We start from the raw sequence: 20,008 nt of genomic DNA on the forward strand, positions 1-20,008 counted from the left end.
CCTGTGGGAGCGAGCTTGCTCGCGATAGGGGCACCGTGGTCTCAGAGCTGCCCACGCAGCCCGAACCGCTTCATCAGCCCGGACTCGAGCCAACCCTTGGGCAACAAACCCGCCAGCAGCGGCAACGCGCGGCTGCCATTGCCCAGGCGAATCAGTCGCGGTGGCTTGTCCTGCTGCACAGCCTTGAGCAAACCGACGGCAAATTCACTGGCCGGGGTCGGATTGTCCTGAGAGGCTTTGGCCCGGGCGCGTATGCCTTCGCGCAGCGGAAACCATGGCGACTGTTCGCTGATCAGTTGCTCGGCTTCGTGCCCGGCATTCCTGGCGAAACTGGACGCGATGGCTCCCGGCTGGACTTCCATGACCCGCACACCGAACGGCGCCAGTTCCATGCGCAAGGCATCGCTCAAGGCATGCACGGCGGCTTTCGAGGCGCAGTAGGCGCCGGCGAATGGCGTGACCAACACACCCGAAACGCTGCCGATATTCACGACCAATCCTTTGGTCCGGCGCAGCACGGGAAACATCGCGCGAGTGACGCCGACGATGGCGAACACATTGGTTTCGAACTGGCGCTGCATGGCTGGTACGCCACCATCGAGCAGCGGTCCCATGGCGCCATAACCTGCGTTGTTGATCAGCACGTCGAGACCACCGCGCTCCTGGTTGATGCGCTCGCTCAACTGCTCAAGGGCAACACCGTCGTTTACGTCAAGTTGCACGGCGGTAAATCCGGCAGCGCTCAGCATGGCAACATCTTCGGTCTTGCGCGCACTGGCCCAGACTTCATAGCCGGCGACTTTGAACGCGTCGGCAAGGGCTCGGCCAATGCCGCTGGAGCAACCGGTAATCAACGCAACGGGCATGGCGCATTCCTTGTGCAAAAAGGGGGGGAGGGATCAGTCGGAAAAACTACCCTGCAATCGCTCGGCGCGAAACTCCAGGGTTTCCGGACGGTAGCCAGGGCGCAGTGGCGGCAGCGGCAAACAGTCTTCCCAGTTGCCACCGGCCTGCAATTCACCAGGGCCACGATAACGCGGGGCGGTGTATTGATTGTCGGCCAGGTTCACCGTATCGCCCGGTGCATAAGCCGCGACCCGCCAGCGCAACTCAGTGAGCGGCACGTCATTGCCGTTGTTCAGGGTCAATTGCAATGGGCGGTCGGCGGGACACTGCTGCGGCGCGTAACTGATGCGCAACTCCAGGCGTTGCAGTTGCTTGAGTTCGTGGTGGTCCATCCAGATGACCCAGGTGGCGACGATGCCCAGCCCCACGGCGGCAGCCACGGATACGGGCAAGGCCTTGGCCGGATAGCGCAGCAACAGGATCAGCCAGGTGATGACCAGCAGGACGCCGATGAACATGACGTGAAATCTCGGGAATAGAGAGGGTCATCCTACCTAAGCGCAGGTGGGGTTGGCGATGGGCGATTCGGTGGTGTGCCGACTGGCCCCATCGCGAGCAAGCTCGCTCCCACAGTGTACCGAGCCGAGCACAAAATCCGTGATCAACCCAACACCCTGTGGGAGCGAGCTTGCTCGCGATGGGGCCAGGCAAGGCACTACAAAAACTCAGTACAAAAAAAGCCCCCGCCCAGCCTGCTGCGGATAGGGAACGCAGCAGGCTGGACGGGGGCTTCTTGTTTTACTGAACGTTACTGCGCGATGGTTTTCACCGACACGCCACGCTCAACCGGCGTCGAGCGCCCGTAGATATCTTCAAACCGCTCGATATCGTCTTCGCCCAGGTAGCTGCCCGATTGAACTTCGATGATCTCCAACGGAATCTTGCCCGGGTTGCGCAAACGGTGAACCGAAGCGATCGGAATGTAGGTCGACTGGTTCTCGGTCAGCAGGAACACGTTCTCGTCACAGGTCACCTCGGCGGTGCCGCTGACCACGATCCAGTGCTCGGCGCGGTGGTGGTGCATCTGCAGCGACAGGCAAGCCCCCGGTTTGACCGAGATGTGCTTGACCTGGAAGCGGCCGCCCATGTCCACCGAGTCGTAGGAGCCCCACGGACGGTAGACCTCGCAGTGGTTCTGGGTTTCGCTGCGGCCCTGTTCGTTGAGGGTGTTGACCATCTGCTTCACGCCTTGGACCTTGTCCTTGTGGGCGATCATCATGGCGTCCTTGGTTTCGACCACGACGATGTTTTCCAGGCCGATCACCGACACCAGTTTGCCGTTGCCGTGGATCATGCAGTTTTTGCTGTCCTGGATTACCACGTCGCCTTTGGTGACGTTGCCGTTGGCGTCTTTTGCATTGACTTCCCACAGCGACGACCAGCAGCCGACATCGCTCCAGCCCGCGGTCAGCGGCACGACGCAGGCACGTTGGGTTTTTTCCATCACCGAGTAGTCGATGGAATTGTCCGGGCAGCACGCGAAGGTGGCTTCGTCGAAGGTGATGGTGTCGGCATCCTGGTGGCTGCGCTCCAGGGTCAGCACGCAGGTGTCGTAGATGTCCGGATCGTGCTTCTTCAGCTCTTCAAGGAAGCGGCTGGCGCGGAACAGGAACATGCCGCTGTTCCAGAAGTACCCGCCGGACTGGACGAACTCGGTGGCGCGCTTCACGTCGGGCTTTTCGACGAAGTGCGAGACGCGGCTGACGCCTTCAGGTAGCAGCGAGTCGTTGGTCGACTTGATGTAGCCATAACCGGTTTCCGGCTTGGTGGCCGGCACGCCGAACAGCACCATTTCACCGTTTTCGGCGGCGACGGTGGCCAGGGCCAGGGCGCGTTGCAGGGCTTTCTGGTCTTCCAGCACGTGGTCCGCCGGCAGCACCAGCATCAGCTCGTCGCGACCTTCATTGACCAGCATCAACGCGGTCAGGGCCACGGCCGGCGCGGTGTTGCGACCGAACGGTTCCATCAGGATGCGCTGGGTTTCCAGCTTGCGCGCGGCCAACTGCTCGTTGACGATAAAGCGGTGGTCCTTGTTGCAGACCACGATTGGCGAATCCATGCCTTCGAACACCAGGCGTTCCAGGGTTTGCTGGAACAGGGTGTGTTCGCCGGTCAGGGCCAGGAACTGCTTGGGGAATTGCTTACGGGAAAGCGGCCAAAGACGTGAGCCACTACCACCTGACAAGATCACCGGAATCATGTTTTTACTCCTTGAAAATCGATTGGTTAGAGCTACTGCGTTCTGTCGTTTCACTCTTGTTTTTGTTCCGTGTCCGGATTGACGCCTCGGTCCTTGTGGGAGCTGGCTTGCCTGCGATGGCGGTCTCAAGGGCCTCATCGCGGGCAAGCCCGCTCCCACAGGGATTGGGTCAAACCAGACGAATGTATTAGCGCGTCGACACCGGGCGTTTCACCCAGACCGGCGACAGGCTGCTGCCGCTGCCAGTGACGTACAGCACTGCGGCTTCACCGCGTTCCAGGGCGACCGGTTTCACGTCGCCGACTTTGGTGGTGCCGTCGTACAAGGCCAGGCTGACCTTGACCGGGTTGATTTCACGCTCGCCGCGACCCTTGGGCGCAACGTTCGGGACCACGTCGGTCTTACCGTCGGCGGTCTTCAGGGTCAGCGCCTTGTCGCTGAGGTTTTGCACGCGTACCAGGGACTTCTGCTTGTTCTTGAACGGCGGCTCTTCGATCAGTTGCGGTGCGCCGCTGGCGTTGTTGACCAAGGTGTAATAGTGGTCGCCGGTCAGTTTCACCGGCAGGCTCTGGCTACCGACCTTGGCGCTGTAGTCGCCGCCCGGCATGAAGCTGAAGTCAGTGCTGGACAGTGGCGCGACGTCGCTCAGGTTGGTGCTGCCGACGGTGGCGCTGACTTCGGCGTTGCCGGCGTTGTAGATACGCACGAAGGTCGAGCCTTTCGGTGCGGTCGGGCCGTACAGGGCGGCGTCGCCTGCGGCGAAAGCCTGTACCGACAGCACGCTGAGGCCGGCAACCAGGGCAAAGCTTTTAGCGAGACGACGAGGAGTTGTAGTGAAAGTCATGGTGTACCTCTCTTTCAGTTTTGCGCCCGGTCGGGCGTCTCGGATTTAGTGTTTGCAGCTACGTTTTGTTGGCGGGCGCCGGCTTGTTTAAGCTCTGCGACCCACTGCGGGTCGGCGTCGCCGATTTCGTTGTTCACGGGCAGATATCGTTCAGGGAACTCCCAGATCAGCACCTGTGGCGGGCTGTTCTTGAAGGCGTCGCTCTTGAGGTAGCTGAGCATCGGCAGAATCGGGCCGTGGCCGTCTTCGGCGTAATTGACCACGTCGCTGTTCAGCGCTTGCTTGAGCGCCCCGACGAAGTTCCAGTTGGGGTTGGCGCTGTAGCTGGTGCCGATCAGGGCCACCGGCACTTCGGTGTTGGCGAACAGCGCGTCGTCACCGGCGGATTGATCTTCAGCCACGACCGTATTGCGCTTCTGCAATTGCTCCTGTTTAGGCATCAGGTTTTCGAACAGCGGGTCCAGTGGCAGGAACAGACGCAGGTCGCCCTTGTGCGTAATGGTTTCGGCAGGTTCAGTGACGAAACGCTGGGGCTCGCCGCTTAGCGGGTACTTGTCGGCAATGGTCCTGGCCAGACGGTTGGCGGCGATCTCGGCACCTTGCGGCGTCCAGTGGGTGTCGGTGCGCAGGAACACTTGCTGGCCATTCTGCTTGGCCTGTTGCAGCGGGCCGAGCAGGTCAGGGGCCGGAATACGGTCGGCGGCCAGGCGCTGGTGGAAGTCCTTGTAGAGGTTGGCGTGGATGCTCGCCGGCTTCACTTCACCGAGGTGTTCCGGGTACAGGCGCACCTTGGCCGGCACCACCGCCATCACCAGTTGCACGCCTTTTTCCTTCAAGGTCTGGCGTACGCCTTCGACCAGCGCGTAGTTGCCTTGCAGGTTCAGCTCTTCGTTGACTACCGGGTGGAATTCTTCATCGCTGTACAACCACTGGTCGCGACCGAGCACCACGCCCGGACGACCTTCGTTGAACAGTTTGAAATCCAGCGCGGCCCAGAGGTTGGTGCCCAGGCGCTTGATCGGGAACTCGTCGTCGTAGTGCGTTTCCACGGCTTTGCTCCAGCGGCCGTTGAGCACAGTCGCATCGGCGTTGGTGCTGAAGCCGAAGAAGCTGCGCACCGACCACAGACCGAGCACCAGCAAGGTCACCAGGAACAGCGCGATGTAGAAGATGCGTAATGAGCGGGTCATGGTCAGATCCCTCAGAACTGGAAGTAAAGGAACGGCGAGAAGCTCTGCGCCGAGAGTTTGAGAATCGAGGCAATGAACAGCAGCAGCACCAGCGCACGCATCACGTAACGCGACCAGTCAGCGGTCCAGTAGGCCGGTTGCACCTGGGCTTCGACGCCGACGGTGTAGCCTGGCTGGTGGATGCTCGCCGGGTTATCCCCAGGCACGGCCTTGATCGTTCCCGGTGTCGCAGCGGCCGGGCCGTCGGTGTCGACGCTCACGGCAGGCTTGGTCTTGACCGGAGGCTGGTTGGTGTAGAAGTCGCGCAGGCCGAAGAACGCCAGGGTCACGTAGGCCACGATCAGGGTCGCCACTTGCAGACCGGTGAGGCTGGCCTGGTTGAGTTCCGACAGCGACCAGTCGCCGAAGCTGAACATCGCGCCGTACATGCGCCCGGCGACGTGCAGGTTTTCCGCGCGGAAGATCACCCAGCCCATCACCACCAGCAGGAAGGTCAGTGCCCAGCGGATCGGGTTGAAACTGCGTGGCGAGGTGTTCAGGCCGATGGCTTTTTCAATCGCCAGCCACATGCCGTGCCACGCACCCCAGACGATGTAGGTGATGTTCGCGCCGTGCCACAGACCACCAAGCAGCATGGTCAGGAACAGGTTGCGATAGGTCATCAGCGTGCCTTTGCGGTTACCGCCGAGGGTGATGTACAGGTAGTCACGCAGCCAGGTCGACAGGCTGATGTGCCAGCGCCGCCAGAACTCGGTGATCGACTGGCTGATGTACGGCTGCTTGAAGTTTTCCATGAAGCGGAAACCCATCATCAAGCCCAGGCCGATGGCCATGTCGCTGTAACCGGAGAAGTCGAAATACAACTGCGCGGTATACGCCAGGGCGCCGAGCCAGGCATCGCCCGTGCTCGGGTTTTGCAGGGCAAAGCAGTGGTCGGCCACCACCGCCAGGGTGTCGGCGATGAAGACTTTCTTGATGAAACCCTGCATGAACCGCGTGCAGCCCTCGGAGAACTTGTCGAGGGTGTGGGTGCGGTTGTTGAACTGGTCGGCCAGGTCACGGAAACGCAACACGGGGCCCGCGATCAAGTGCGGGAAGATCGCCACGAACGCTGCGAAGTCGATCAGGTTGCGGGTCGCCGGGGTGTCGCCACGGTAGACGTCGATGATGTAGCTGATGGACTCGAAGACGTAGAACGAGATCCCGATCGGCAGCAGCACGTGGGTCAGGATGAAGGGTTCCAGGCCCACCGACGTCATCATTGCGTTGATGCTGTCGACGCCGAAGTTGGCGTACTTGAAGTAGCCGAGGATGCACAGGTCGACAGCCACGCCGAGCAGCAGCCAGCGCTGCGCCGGTTTGGTCCTGACCCCGGCGGCACCGACTTTCAGGCCGATCCAGTAGTTCCACAGCGTAACGCCGGCGAACAGCGCGAGGAAGTCCACACGCCACCAGGCGTAGAACACGTAACTGGCAATCAACAGCAGCAAATTGCGATAGCGTTGCCCGCTCAGATAGTACAAGCCGAGGAAGATCGGCAAGAATAAAAACAGGAACACGTTGGACGAAAAAACCATCCCGATCTCTCCTTGTTTGAACCAACAGTCAAGGGCCAACGGCCCCCCCAAACCCCCCACGGAAATCCGGGGGGCTAACTCACAAAACTCACTTTCGACACCGACCCTGTGGGAGCGAGCTTGCTCGCGATGAGGGAGTGTCAGTCGACATCGATGTTGAATGTCAGACCGCTATCGCGAGCAAGCTCGCTCCCACAGGTTTTGTGTCTGTCTTCAAGAACCCTTGCTGCCCTTTTCATTGGCCGGGTCGTAGACCTTGGTCAGGTCACCGCCGAGGCGGAAGGTCTTGAACGGTTGCATCTTGTGCTTCTTCGCCAGCACCTCGGGCGAGCAGGTGTAGAGCGAGCAGAACGGTTCGAGCCAGGCGAATTTCGAGTCGACCTTCAAGTCGGTCATGTCCTGTTCCTTGCCGTTCTTTTCCTCGAACTCATCCGGGTCATTCACCCCGGCGAGCACGCGATCACCCAGGCGTTTCAATGCGCCGTTGTTTTCCTGGCGCAAATCCACACCGTTGACCTGGGCGAAACTGGCGATCATCGCCAGCGGCGGCAGGGCGTAGTTGTGGTAGGCCAGGGCCCGTTGCTGACGCTTGAGTTCGTTGGGCAGGTAGCCGTCGGCGTCGACCTGGTTGGCGCCGACCTTGTATTCCTTCACTGCCCAGTCGAACAGGTCGCGACGGTTGGTGGCGACGGACGTGGCCATCACCGACCAGGCGGCCCAGTACGAGTGGTTGTTGGTCTGGTCGAGCGGCAGGTTGTCCCAGTCGCTGACCACCTGGTCGGCCATCTTGCTGAACCAGGCTTCGATCAGCTGCGACTCTTGCTGATGGTTGGCCAGCGGACGGGAGTCGGAGAATTTCAGGCGAATGTACGACGACGCCATGCTGCCCAACGCCCATTTGCGCATGGACTTGCCGGTGTGGTTGAAGTCCTTGGACATCAGCGCATCGGCCTTGGCCCAGGCGGTCAACCAGGTCAGCGTGCACTCCAGTTGTTCCGGGCGGCCGTCACGCATGAACTGCATCACGCGCTTACTGATGCCTCGCTCGATCTTGGTGATGTCGGCGGTGCTTTCGCGGAAGGCTTTTTCCGACTGCTCGTTCAGGGTCGCGCGGGCCTTGTCCGAACCTTCGTATTTGCTGCGAAATTGCAGCGAGCCGGTGTACGGCGTCGGCATCGCATCGCAGCCTTCGCTCTTGTCGCCGGTTTTGATTTTTTCAATCGGCGCGAAGTATCCCTGCGGTGGGCGCAGTGGCGCCGCAGCCTGCGCTGCACCGGCGAACATCGCCAGGCTTAACAGGGTGGGTGCCAACAATTTTGAAAGTATCGGATTTCGCATAGCAGACCTCATTGCCCGACCGAAGCAGTACGCTGTTCGGCGCTCGGGAATACGTTGCGTTTGCAGATTTTCGCTTCGACTTTCTGTGGCGTGGTGGCGTTTTCAGGCCCCTGGATTTCGACGGCCAGCAGATTCTGCGTGGCCCAGTCTTCGTCCGTGCGCAACTCGAAGGCGAAACGCCCGTCGGTATCGGAGGTTTCCGGTTTTTCGATCTTGATGTCCTCGTGGCGTCCGTTCATGTACCAGAGGGTGGCTTGCAGGGTTTTCACCGAGGTGTCGGCGAAGCGGATGTCGACCTGGTGACTGCCGTTTTGCAGGTTCAGGTTTTTGCTGTTGACCATCAGTTCATTCTTGCCCGGCTTCAGGGTGGTGCTGCCGGACATCTGTGCATCCTTGCCTTCGCAACCGTTGTCCAGCAGCGCCATCATCTGGCGGTAGATGGTTTCCTGGTCGAGGCGATACAGCGGCGAGAATTCCCAGATGAGAATCTTCGGCGGGTTCTTCTGGAACTCGTCGCTGCCCAGGTACTGCAGCATCGAACCTTCCAGGCCGCCGCCGGGGAACGCCACGTTGAGAATGTCGGCGCCGATGGCCTCTTCGAGGAAACCGGCGAAGTTGTAGTTCTTGCCGCTGTGGGAGGTACCGACCAGGGTGATTTCCGGATTGCCGGAATCGCCGAACAGATCGCCATCGCCCGCTTCGCCCTTCGGCTCGGTGGTGAACTGATCCATGTACTGGATCGCGTAGCTGGTGCCACAGAGTTGACCCGCCATGTTGTGCAATGTTCCGGTCTTGCCCATGCGCCCCGACTTTTTGGTCTCGAATTCGCGCTTGGGAATGTCGGCGAATTCAGGCAACTGTTTGACTTTCTCGGCGACGATTTTCGCCGTGCGCTGGGCACCGTACGGGGTCCAGTGCTGGTCGCCACGGAAGTAGAAATCGTGGGCGGGCAGGGTGTCGGGCAGTTGCTCGTTGGTCAGCGGCGACAGGTCCGGAACGACATAGCCCATCTGCGCAAAACGACCGAGCATGGACTTGTAGTTCCTCAGCGCCTTGTCGAAGTCGAAGCTGGCTTTCTCTGCCGGATTGAGCTTGTTGCGGTTCACCAGGCCACGGGTCGGCTGATAGACCACGACCAGTTCGACGCCTTTGCTCTTGAACGCATCGTGCAGTTGTTTCATGCGTTTGTAGCCGGCGGGCGTGGTGTCGAATTCGGTGCGCAGGTCTTCCTGGGTCCGGAACAGCCAGTCGCCCTGAGCCTGTACCAGGGTGGTGAAGTTCTGCTGATAACGGGTGGTGTAGTTCTTCGCATCGTGGGCGGCCGGGCACAGGCTGCAGCACGGTTCTGCGGTGAAGCTAGGCGCTTTGACCTCATCGGCGCGAGCACCACCGCTGGCGGCGAGAATGCCGGCGGTCAGGGCCGACAGGCTGAGTAATTTGATCAAGTGTGGGTGCATAAGATTATCCTCAGTCCCGCATTTCGGTCTGGCGTTCGACGGGGTCGATCAGCACGGCTTTCTGCTGGCGCACCAGCAGGTCGAGAATTTCATCCTGGCGCTCGCCGAGAATCCCCGAAAAGCTGATGCCGCTGGATTTGGTCGGGGCGAGCATGGACACGCGATACAACTCGACACTCAGCGGCGAGTCGATGGACAGCGGCCCGCTACCGTTGGCCGCCAACTCACCGCCGACCACGATCAGCGACACCTGGGCGTCGAACGGGTCGAGCTTGATGTCACGGTCGGTGTTGCTCAGGTCCTTGATGTGGCCATAGACGCCGGTCAGGCCGTTGGCCATGGCGACGTTTTCGTACAGGCGAATGTTCACGCTGTTACGAATGCGGATGCCGTGGCGACGGTTGCTGACGACTTTGTTGCCCCACAGCAGGTTGTCGGCACTCTCGTAGAGGGTGATGCCGTCGGTGTGGTTCTGGTAGATCTCGTTGTGGGCGATCAGGTTGTTCACGCTGTTACGGTCGATCACCAGGCCCGACAACTTGTTGTCGTAGCTGCGGTTGTTGAAGATGAAGCTGTCGTTGACCTCACGGGAAATAATGATCCCGTGCTTCTTCTTGGTCCCGTACACCGTGTTGTCGGCAATGATCAGACCGTGGGAACGGTCGTGGGGGTCGATGCCGTAGACGATGTTGTCTTTGTAGGTGTTGCCCTTGACCACGAAGTCGCGGGTTTCATAGCAGTAGAAGCCGTACCACATGTCCGAGAACTCGGAGCCGACGATCCAGCCGGTCGGCTCAGGACGCTTGAGCACCTTGGCCATGTTCGGCGTGTACTGGGAAATACTCACGCCGTAGGATTTACTGTTGGCGTAGCCGAAACTGGCGATCTTGCTGTTGGCGATGTAGGTCTCGGTACCGCCCCAGGACAGCAGGAACGGACGGAATTCCTTGGGCGAATTGAACGTCGCCGGGCCGTTGTCTTTCTCGCGCCAGCCAGTGATTTTTGTGTCACGCACGAACAGCTGGCCGTCGTTGACCAGGAACGAGCCGGCCTCCTGGGACAGGCGCAGTTCCTGGGTCTGTTTGTCGATTTCCAGGATGCCGTGGCGACCGACCACGATCGGCAACTTCGCCAGGAACACACCCGGCGAGGTTTCGCTGAAGTACTGCTTGGGGACCTTTTTCGCCAGGTCCTTGAGGTTCATGTAGCCGTCGTCGACGAAGATCGCCTGGGGGATGCCGTGCTGACGCACTACCCACTCGGCCATCTTGTTGTCGCCACCGATGAAGTCCTTCAGGGCGTCTTCCTGCATCATCCGGCGCAGGCTGATCTTGCCCGGTTTGCTGCGCACGATCTTCGCGGCGATGGCTTCGGCTGTGAAGCCGGAAACGTCCGGCAGTTTCGGCGTAGCCAGTTCCAGCGGCGCGGTCGGTGCGCTGCTGACGGTGTAGGTCTTGGCCTGTTGCAGTTCCTTGGCCGTGGTTGCCGGCTTCGCCGGCTCCACATTGGCGAAGCCAGTCGCACTGGCCAGCAGCATCGCGCCGGCCAGCAGGCTGATCGAGCCTTTTCGGGCTGGATGATTCATCTGGGAGACTCCCTTCGCAATGTGCATCAGAAGCGCCAGATCACGTCGATGAACGCGCGGTGCATGTACGAATCGACTTCCTTGCCGTACGCATCGCCTGGCTTGAACACGCCGCCACGAAAGCGCACCAGGGCCGAAGGCTCATCGATCGCCTGACTCATCGAAGCCGGCAACAGGCCTTGCTTGAAGTACTTGGTCACCACCAGGTCCATTTCCTGACCGAGGTCTTTCTCGCCATCGTTCAGCGGCAGGGACGTACTGGAGAGGATCGCGCCAGTCACGTCATCGGTATTGTTCTGCACTGCGTCGATGCCGTTGCTGCCGACCGGCTTGTTGCCGTCGACGCGCCAGAATTTGTGGTAGATCAGGCTGGCGTCGTATTCGTCGTTGAGCATCCACGAACCGAACAGAGTGGCGCTCTGCATGTTGTTCATTTCGCCACGGAAAGCCTCGCCGAAACGGTGCACGCGCGAGCGGGTACCGGTGTAGTTCGAGCGGTTACTTTCCAGACCGTTCTGTTCATAGTCTTCGCTGGCGCGGGCGTAGGCCGCACCGACTTGCCATTGCGGATCGAGGCGCAGGCGAACACCCAGATCGGTGGCCCAGCCATCGACATCGCCGCTGCGCTTGGCTTGTGCGGGAGCGGTACCATCGGCGTTCAGCGGATTGACCGTGTCACGGTCGCCGCTCATGCCGGTGATGCTGCCCCAGTAGTTGACTGTGTTGGTATTGCGCCAGTTGTAGGCGTCGCTGTCGGCGGTGAGGCCGAGCCAGCTGATGTCGCCGTTCTGTTTCTTGTCCAGCGAATCGCTCGGCACGCCCGGTTGTGCGTAGTCGAGTTTGCCGTCGTCGTGGGTGTGATGACCGCGGATGCCCACCCAGTTGCCCGGTGTCCACTGGTACGCCGCATCGGCGTAAGCGTGCAGACGATCCTTGTCCTCTGGCGCAAGCTCCTTGAGGTCGGTGCGGTACTCGCTGAAGCGTTCGGCGATACCGACGTTGGCGCGCAGTAGGGTGGTGTCGAAGGTCCAGTTAAGGGCTTCGATGTTGGTGTCGCGCCATTGGCCGTCGTCATTGCGCAGGCGCTGGCGACCGAACTTCAGGATCTCACCGGGGTAGGGCGTGAAGCCGCTGTAGCCGACCCAGAACTCACGCATCGCCAGGTAGTTTTTCTTGGTCTCGCGATCACCATTGTCGGTGTTCTCGGCGCCATCGGATTGTTGCAGGGTGTCGGTCTCGATGATGTCGGTGGACGTCACAGCCTGACCCATGGCGTAGGCGCTCCACGCGCCGCTTTCGCCGTAGACCCACGGACGCAGGTCGAGGCCGACGCCGTTGACGTCGCCGCCGTCGGCGGTGCCGAGGTCACGGTCGTCTTCGGACTGGCCGGTGATTTTTACGTCCAGGCCGAAGTTCTTGGTTTCTTCAGTCATCGCAGCAAGCGTCGGGCAAGACCAGATCAGCGCGAATGTCAGGCCAATGCCGGCCTTCATGAATGGATTCAACTTCATTGGGATTCCTCGCCATCTTCTTCTTGCAGGGCATGCAGTTCCGGCGTGTTCGGGCTCAGGGCACCGCGCACGGCCTGTTCTTCTTTCAACAGGCGTTGGGCTTCGGCCAACCGGTCGGGCGGCAATTGCGTTTGGATTGTTTGCGCAAGCTCGGTGGCTTGCGGAGTGTTCTGGGCCAGGGCCAGTTGGCTGAAAACGTAGGCGTTCAGCGGATCAGGCTTGGTGCCCTTGCCTTGGGAAAACAGTTGGGCAATGGCGAAGTCGGCGCTGTTCTGGCCGTTGCGCGCAGCGGTCAACAGATGGTCGAGGGCCTTCTGCGGATAGACCTTGCCCAGGTAGCCACGGCGATAGATCTGGCCGAGGTAGTAATCGGCAGCGACTTCACGGCCGACGGCTTTCTGGAAATGCGCTTCGGCAACCTTGGCGTCGGCCGGTACCAGTTTGCCTTCGAAGTAGAGCTTGCCCAGCAACAGCTCGGCGCGGGGCTGGTCGGCAGCGCGACCGTTGTCCAGGTACTTCATCATCTGGTCGACGTCGCCGAGTTCCGGGAAGTCGTAGAGCAGTTGCGCGAGGGTGACCCACGACGCCGGGTAGCCCGGTGCGATCGGTTCGAGCAGCGACTGTGCGGTCTTCTCGTCGGTCTTGCCCAGGGACGCATCGGCAAGCACGCGGGCGACGCTGTCGACGCGCTGCGCCGAAACGGTGCCTTGGGCATGAGCCGCTTGCATCTGCTTGATCAGCTCGGCCTGTTGCTCTGGCTTGGCCTGTTTCTGATAGACCGTGGCCAGTTCGACGTAGCAGATGTCGCTGGTGTTGAGCGCGGTCTTGCAGATTTTTTCCACGTCATCCAGATGCTGGTCGTAGGTGCCCTGGGTGCGATAGAGCAGCACCTGCGCCAGACCCGCTTCCGGCTTGCCTTCGGCGCGCCATTGGCTGATCTGCTGCTGGGCATTCACGTTGGGGAAGCTGTGCGGGTATTGCAGGTACAGCATCGCCAACGGGATCAGCGTATTGCCTTCGCCCGCCGCAGCGGCTTTTTTCAACAGGGTTTCGGCTTCGTGTTGTTCCGCTTCGGTGGAACCGGGCTTGGCCACCAGCAGACGACCGAGGCGTGCCTGGGCGCGCGGCGAAACGCTGGCCGCGGCGCGGTAAGTCGCCTCGGCCTGTTTCATCTGCGCCGGGTCACGGCTGTCGACCTGGATATCGGCCAGGCCGACCTGGGCTTCGCTGTAGCCCAGGTCGGCCAGTTGCCGATAGTTCTGCGCGGCGGTGGCGGTATCGCCACGTTTGAGCGCTTCGTTGGCCAGGCGCTGGTCGGGCAGGCCGGCGCAGCCGCTGAGGCTGACCGCCAAGGCTAGCGAACAGAACGCAAATCCCATGTGGGAGCGAGCTTGCTCGCGATGCGGCTGGCTCGGTGCATCAGACAGACCGCGTCGATCCCATCGCGAGCAAGCTCGCTCCCACAGGGTCGGCGGCGTGTTGAGGGTTGGAGTAGTCACAGGCATGTCCTCGACTTAAAGACCGACAGCCATGGCTTTGTCGATCAGCCAGTTCAGGTTCGGGCCACGGTCGCTGTTCACTTCCACCGGGCGGCCGGCGAGGGAGCTGTCCAGGGTTTCGTCCGGCTGGATCAGCACGCGGATGTCCGAAGACAGGTCGGCGCTTTTCAGGCTGGTGCTGCTGACGATCTTGCCGGTGCGGCTCTTGTCCTCGCCGGCGATCTGGAAGCGCACTGAAGTACCCGGGCGCACGTCGCTGAACTGGCGATAGGAGAAGCGCGCTTCTACGTTGGCTTCGCTGTTACGCGGCACCAGTTGGAAGATCACGTCGCCCTTGCTGGCGTACTGGCCGTTGGCGACCATTTGCTGGGCCACGGTGCAGTCGCAAGGCGAGGTCAGGGTGCCGGTCATCTGCTTGCCGAACAGTTCTTCAACCTTGGCCGGTTGCAGTTGGTCTTCGTCCAGATGGCCCTTGAGCACGTCGAGCATGCTGGTGCTGAAGGTCGCCAGCGGTGCGCCCTTGGCGGCCACGCCGTCGGCTTTCACCAGGCTCTGCACGGTGCCGTCGCGGGGCATGGTGATGTTCACGCCCGGCACGCTGACCAGACCGGCCTGGGCGTGGCTGACGAAGTACATGCCATACACCGATTTGAAGACAAAGCCGAATGCAGCCACGCCGACAACGAAGATCCCCAGGCTGAAGGTCACGGCTTTCAGGCGTCCGAACGCGGACATGCCGTGGCCGCCGTCCTTGACCTTGCGCGCCTTGGTGAAGTTGTCGCGCTGCAGGGTCGCCAGCATTTCACCCACGCTGACGATGTCGCCAGCCAGGTGCGAAGTGATCAGGTGGCGCAGGGTCGAGATGTCCCGTGGTTCCAGGTTCTGGAACTGGCAGCCGGCGCGTCCGGTCTCGCGATCGAAAGAGCGGACCTGCAACTCGACGTCCATGGCCAGGCCGAGGTTGTCGATGACGAATTGCAGGCGGGCCTTGTACACGTCACCCATCTTCAGCGGCAATTGACCGGCGTTGAACGCCAGGCCACCGGCGGACAGGTCGATCACCCGGGCTTCGACCGGCGTCCGGTCAGGGCCGAAGAAACGCAACTTGGCCGGGATTTTCACTCGGGCGTGTTGGCGCTGGGCTTCGGATTCATGCACTACGTTGGCGTTGACGGCGGTATTCATAAAGGCGATTTCCTGGTTAATTCAATAAGGGGGCGGTCAGACCATCAACAGCAGCACGGCGACAAAAATGCTGCCGGCAGAGAAGGTCATGGTCCGAGACGACCAGGTGTTGAACCAACGTTGAAAGCTGGCGAGATCACGGGTCAGAGACGTGGGTTGGCGGGTCCAGGACTGTTGGTCGAGGCGGAAGAACACGTAGATCTTCACCAGCGCGCCGACGATCTGGTTGTAATAGAGAATCGCCGGGTAAGCCGGGCCGATCCGGTGTCCGGAGCACGACAGCAACAAGGTCAGGATGAACCGGGTGATGCCGATCCACAGCAGGTACACCAGGATGAACGCGGTGCCGTACTTGAAGCTGGCGATCAGTGCCACGGTCAGGCCCAGCAGCGAGGTCCACATCGACACGCGCTGGTCGAACAGCACCACCGAAGTGAACACGCCGAGGCGTTTGACCCCCAGGCCCAGGGCACGGGAGTTCTGCCGCAGGTTGTTGCCGTACCAGCGGAACATCAGTTTGCGGCTGGCCTTGATGAAGCTCTTTTCCGGCGGGTGTTCAACGGTGTTGATCGCCGCGTCGGGCACGTAGAACGTGTCGTAGCCCAGGCGCATCAGGCTGAACCAGCTCGACTTGTCATCGCCGGTAAGGAACTTGAAGCGACCCAGGCGCCAATGTTGCAGCGAGTCGCTTTCCACGTCGGCGATGAAGTCCGGGTTGGTGACCACGGTGGCGCGGAACACCGACATGCGGCCGGTCATGGTCAGCACGCGCTTGGACAAGGCCATCGAGCACATGTTGATGTGACGCTGGGCGAAACGCAGCTTGTGCCATTCGCTCATGATGTAGCCGCCGCGCACTTCGCAGAATTCGTTGGTGGTCAGGCCACCGACGTTGCCGAACATCTGGAACCACGGCACGGTCTTGAGCACCACGCCTTCGGCCAGCACGGTGTCGCCATCGATCACCGCGACCACGGCGCGATCATCCGGCAGGTGCCGGGAGATGGCGCGGAAGCCGTAGGCCAGGCCATCGCGTTTGCCGGTGCCGGGAATGCGCACGAAGTCGAGCTTCACCCGGGACGGCGGGTTCATCCGTTTCCACAGGCTTTTGACCAGCAGCTCATCGGACATTTCCACGATGGAGCAGACCACGGTGGTCGGCAGACCGCAGTCGATGGCTTCGCGGATCACCGAGCTGTAGACCTGCGCGGTGGTCAGGGCGTCGATGCGGAAACTGGTGACCATCAGGAACACGTGGGACGGGTCAGCCGCTTTGCCCAGCTTGCGCACTTTGCGCCGCAGGTGCGGGTAGACGATGTACAGAAAAATCATGCCGCGCACAAAGTGGGTGGCACCCATCGAATAGCGCCAGATACCCACGGCGCCAATCAGGAAAATAAAGTCCTTCGACTCGGAGTCGAACGTGGACACGGGCAACGCCATGGCGAGGCCCATCAGTAAACTCAGGTAGAACAGCCAACCGGCGGCCTGGAGTAGGCCGTGTTTTAGCCTGTGCATAATCGGAATCCTAAAGTCAGTTGCAAGCCCCAAGCTTCAAGCCCCAAGCGAGGAGCTTTGAACTTGCGGCTTGGAGCTTGAAGCTTGCGGCTGCTTTACCAGCAGATACCTTCAGTCCGGCCAGTCACACTGGTGGCCTTGGACATGAAACCGACCAGGTCGATCACTTGCTTGCCGTGTGGAACTTCCTGCACCAGCGCGCGGAACTTCTCGTCGCGGTTGCCGAGGATGATCACGTCGGAGTTGTTGATCACCGCGTCGAAGTCGGAATTGAGCAAGGACGAGACGTGAGGGATCTTCGACTCGATGTAGTCCTTGTTCGCACCGTGAACGCGGGCGTACTCGACGTTGCTGTCGTAGATGCTCAGGTCATAACCCTTGCCGATCAGCATTTCTGCCAGGTCGACCAGCGGACTTTCGCGCAGGTCGTCGGTGCCGGCCTTGAAGCTCAAGCCCAGCAGGGCGACTTTGCGTTTGTCGTGGCTGGAAACGATGTCGAAAGCGTTCTGCACCTGGGATTCGTTGCTGCGCATCAGCGAGTTGAGCAACGGAGCTTCCACGTCCAGGGAACCGGCGCGGTAGGTCAGGGCACGCACGTCTTTTGGCAGGCACGAGCCGCCGAAGGCGAAGCCTGGGCGCATGTAGTACTGGGACAGGTTGAGGGTCTTGTCCTGGCAGACCACGTCCATCACTTCACGACCGTCGACGCCGACCGCCTTGGCGATGTTGCCGATTTCGTTGGCGAAGGTGACCTTGGTGGCGTGCCACACGTTGCAGGTGTACTTGATCATCTCGGCGACCGCGATGTCCTTGCGGATGATCGGTGCGTCGAGCTCTTCATACAGCGATTGCAGAACGTCGCCGGACGCCTTGTCGAATTCACCGATGACGGTCATTGGCGGCTGGTCGTAGTCGGCGATGGCGGTGCTTTCGCGCAGGAACTCAGGGTTCACGGCCACGCCGAAATCAACACCGGCCTTCTTGCCGGAGCAGTCTTCGAGAATCGGGATGACCACATTGGCCACGGTACCCGGCAGTACGGTGCTGCGCACCACGATGGTGTGGCGGGTGGTCTTGTCACGCAGGACAAAACCGATTTCGCGGCACACTGCCTCGATGTAGTTCAGTTCCAGATCGCCGTTCTTCTTGCTCGGCGTGCCTACGCAGATCATCGACAGGTCGGTGTCGCGAATCGCCTCGGCGAAGTTGGTGGTGCCACGCAGACGACCTGTCTGGATGCCCTGGGCCAGAAGTTCACCCAGGCCTGGTTCAACGATCGGCGATTTGCCGGCATTGATCATATCGATCTTGTCTTTGGCCACATCGACGCCAACGACGTCATGGCCCCGTGCAGACAGGCAACCGGCACATACTGCGCCGACGTAACCCAAACCAAAAATGCTGATGCGCATCGCAATTACCTCTCTGTTATCAAGCCTGTAAACATCAAGCCATTAAATGGCCGGAGTTAATGGTATTCAGCGTGTTTTAGTGCACTCGCAAGTGTGCCTTACAGGCACGACAATGCCCTGTGCTGGCATATAAGTTACGAGTGTCTAAATAAATGCACTCAAGGGGTGCGCAACTAGGCCTTGTTGTTATGATTTGCCCTGTTATGCAGCCGATCCTCCTGTCGGAAGGATGCAGGTGCAACAGCCTTGCACGCCTGATGTCAGGCCGAAAGCCCGTGGATCAAGCGGTTGGGTGCTCGGGTGAGCACGTTTATAGGGGCGCTGTCGTGGCCTTGTAGGGGATAGTCATACCGCGTTATCTCCTGTCCGATTGCTGTTGTCCAAATCGGTGATTAGTCAGCGCAAGTTAATATTACAACTTCGCTACACGAATCGCTTATCTGCGTAAGTTATCTCGTACACGCTCGGCGAGAATCGTTACCGGTGGTATGAGCGGCTCGTTTGGACATAGTTCCAGCCCACTCATCGCGAAATCTGAAATTTCTTGAAATATTGAGAAAGATGGCACTGCTCTCAAATTGATAGCACTTGCCGTTTCGCCCTTTATATATAGGCGGCTCAACAGAGGGGATATTTTTTTGCCACTACTGTTAAAAAAAGTCAGTGCCACTACGCAAAAAAATGATTGAAGTCGAGTGAAACTAAAGTTAGAAAATCAGTTGGTGTTTTTATGGCGCCAAAAAAATGGCGAAATGGCAGGGAAGTCTGAAGTGAATCAAGGGTCGGCGCACGAGGGTTTGTGGAGGTCGTGCACCGACCGGATGCATCACTCTGGTGCGTGATCGCGTAGAAACACCAGATTGTCCGGCTTGGACTGTTCGGCGCTGTAGCGATAGCCTTGAACGTCGAACTGCTTGAGGGTGGCCGGGTCGTTAATGCGTTCTTCGATGACGAAGCGACTCATCAAGCCACGGGCCTTTTTCGCGTAGAAGCTGATGATCTTGTACTGGCCGTTCTTCAGGTCCTTGAATTCGGTATTGATGATGCGCGCGTTCAAGGCGTTGCGTTTGACGGCCGAGAAGTACTCGTTGGACGCCAGGTTGAGCAGCACGTCATCGCCTTGATCGACCAGGGCTTCGTTCAGCCACTCGCTGATGCGCGTGCCCCAGAAGGCATACAAATCCTTGCCCCGAGCGTTGGCCAGTTTGGTGCCCATTTCCAGGCGATAGGGTTGCATCAGGTCCAGCGGACGCAGCAGGCCATAGAGGCCCGAGAGCATGCGCAGGTGTTTTTGGGCGTAATCGAAATCCGCTTCGCTGAGGGTTTGCGCATTCATGCCGGTGTACACATCGCCCTTGAAGGCCAGCAGCGCCTGCTTGGCGTTTTCCGGGGTGAACGCGGGCGTCCAGCTGCCGAAACGCGCGGCGTTGAGCCCGCCGATCTTGTCGGAAACGTGCATCAATTCGCTGATTTGCGCGGGCGTCAGCTCGCGCAATTGCAGGATCAACTCCTGGGAGTGGTCGAGGTACTGCGGCTGGGTGAAGCGCTGGGTCGCCGGCGGTGTTTCATAGTCGAGGGTCTTGGCGGGTGAAATCACCATCAGCATGAAGTCGTCTCCTTTAATCGTGGCGGCGATTCTAGGGGGTTGTCTTCGTTGACTCCAGCTATCGCGTCCATAGGTGATGACTGGTGGCATAGCACAAAACCTGTGGGAGCGAGCTTGCTCGCGATGACGGTGTGTCAGCTGACATCATTGTTGAATGTCAGATCGCTATCGCGAGCAAGC

General features: G+C 60.3%; 15 protein-coding genes. All 15 read right to left on the reverse strand.

Going from position 1 to position 20,008, the window contains the following annotated elements:
• Positions 1-41 precede the first annotated feature (41 nt).
• The gene (locus AC1RP7_RS09460) at positions 42-866 is read right to left on the reverse strand and encodes an SDR family oxidoreductase (protein ID WP_057713376.1); all 825 of its coding nucleotides are present in this window, start codon (positions 864-866) and stop codon (positions 42-44) included.
• Positions 867-899: 33 nt separating this feature from the next.
• Complete coding sequence (locus AC1RP7_RS09465; protein WP_057713377.1) at positions 900-1,364, reverse strand: hypothetical protein; 465 nt, start codon at positions 1,362-1,364, stop codon at positions 900-902.
• A gap of 290 nt (positions 1,365-1,654) precedes the next feature.
• On the reverse strand, positions 1,655-3,106 hold the full coding sequence (locus AC1RP7_RS09470; protein WP_057713378.1) for a mannose-1-phosphate guanylyltransferase/mannose-6-phosphate isomerase: 1,452 nt from the start codon (positions 3,104-3,106) through the stop codon (positions 1,655-1,657).
• Between the two features lie 187 nt (positions 3,107-3,293).
• Complete coding sequence (locus AC1RP7_RS09475) at positions 3,294-3,950, reverse strand: alginate O-acetyltransferase AlgF (RefSeq protein WP_493181259.1); 657 nt, start codon at positions 3,948-3,950, stop codon at positions 3,294-3,296.
• A 14-nt stretch (positions 3,951-3,964) separates the two neighbouring features.
• A complete protein-coding gene (locus tag AC1RP7_RS09480) occupies positions 3,965-5,140 on the reverse strand; it encodes an alginate O-acetyltransferase (protein WP_057713380.1) in 1,176 nt (391 codons plus the stop codon).
• Between the two features lie 11 nt (positions 5,141-5,151).
• Positions 5,152-6,717, reverse strand: coding sequence for an MBOAT family O-acyltransferase (locus AC1RP7_RS09485; RefSeq protein ID WP_057713381.1), 1,566 nt, complete (start codon positions 6,715-6,717; stop codon positions 5,152-5,154).
• A 213-nt stretch (positions 6,718-6,930) separates the two neighbouring features.
• Entirely contained in the window at positions 6,931-8,055 is a 1,125-nt protein-coding gene (locus tag AC1RP7_RS09490; RefSeq protein WP_057713382.1) for a mannuronate-specific alginate lyase, read from the reverse strand.
• 8 nt (positions 8,056-8,063) lie between these two features.
• A complete protein-coding gene (locus tag AC1RP7_RS09495; protein ID WP_492587611.1) occupies positions 8,064-9,512 on the reverse strand; it encodes an alginate O-acetyltransferase in 1,449 nt (482 codons plus the stop codon).
• Between the two features lie 10 nt (positions 9,513-9,522).
• Positions 9,523-11,097, reverse strand: a complete 1,575-nt coding sequence (gene algG / locus AC1RP7_RS09500) for a mannuronan 5-epimerase AlgG (protein WP_349736461.1) — start codon at positions 11,095-11,097, stop codon at positions 9,523-9,525.
• Positions 11,098-11,123: 26 nt separating this feature from the next.
• Complete coding sequence (locus AC1RP7_RS09505) at positions 11,124-12,608, reverse strand: alginate export family protein (RefSeq protein ID WP_150814297.1); 1,485 nt, start codon at positions 12,606-12,608, stop codon at positions 11,124-11,126.
• A complete protein-coding gene (gene algK, locus AC1RP7_RS09510; RefSeq protein ID WP_493181258.1) occupies positions 12,605-14,107 on the reverse strand; it encodes an alginate biosynthesis TPR repeat lipoprotein AlgK in 1,503 nt (500 codons plus the stop codon). Before algK ends, AC1RP7_RS09505 begins: the two co-directional genes overlap by 4 nt.
• A 15-nt stretch (positions 14,108-14,122) precedes the next feature.
• Positions 14,123-15,292 (reverse strand): alginate biosynthesis protein Alg44, encoded by a 1,170-nt coding sequence (locus AC1RP7_RS09515; RefSeq protein ID WP_102671020.1) that lies wholly within the window; start codon positions 15,290-15,292, stop codon positions 14,123-14,125.
• A 36-nt stretch (positions 15,293-15,328) separates the two neighbouring features.
• On the reverse strand, positions 15,329-16,810 hold the full coding sequence (gene alg8 / locus AC1RP7_RS09520; protein WP_057713388.1) for a mannuronan synthase: 1,482 nt from the start codon (positions 16,808-16,810) through the stop codon (positions 15,329-15,331).
• Positions 16,811-16,905: 95 nt separating this feature from the next.
• Complete coding sequence (locus tag AC1RP7_RS09525) at positions 16,906-18,222, reverse strand: nucleotide sugar dehydrogenase (protein WP_057713389.1); 1,317 nt, start codon at positions 18,220-18,222, stop codon at positions 16,906-16,908.
• 826 nt (positions 18,223-19,048) lie between these two features.
• Positions 19,049-19,828 (reverse strand): peroxide stress protein YaaA, encoded by a 780-nt coding sequence (yaaA, locus tag AC1RP7_RS09530; RefSeq protein ID WP_057713390.1) that lies wholly within the window; start codon positions 19,826-19,828, stop codon positions 19,049-19,051.
• Positions 19,829-20,008: the final 180 nt, after the last annotated feature.

Source organism: Pseudomonas sp. GW822-FHT01E03 (assembly GCF_058802985.1).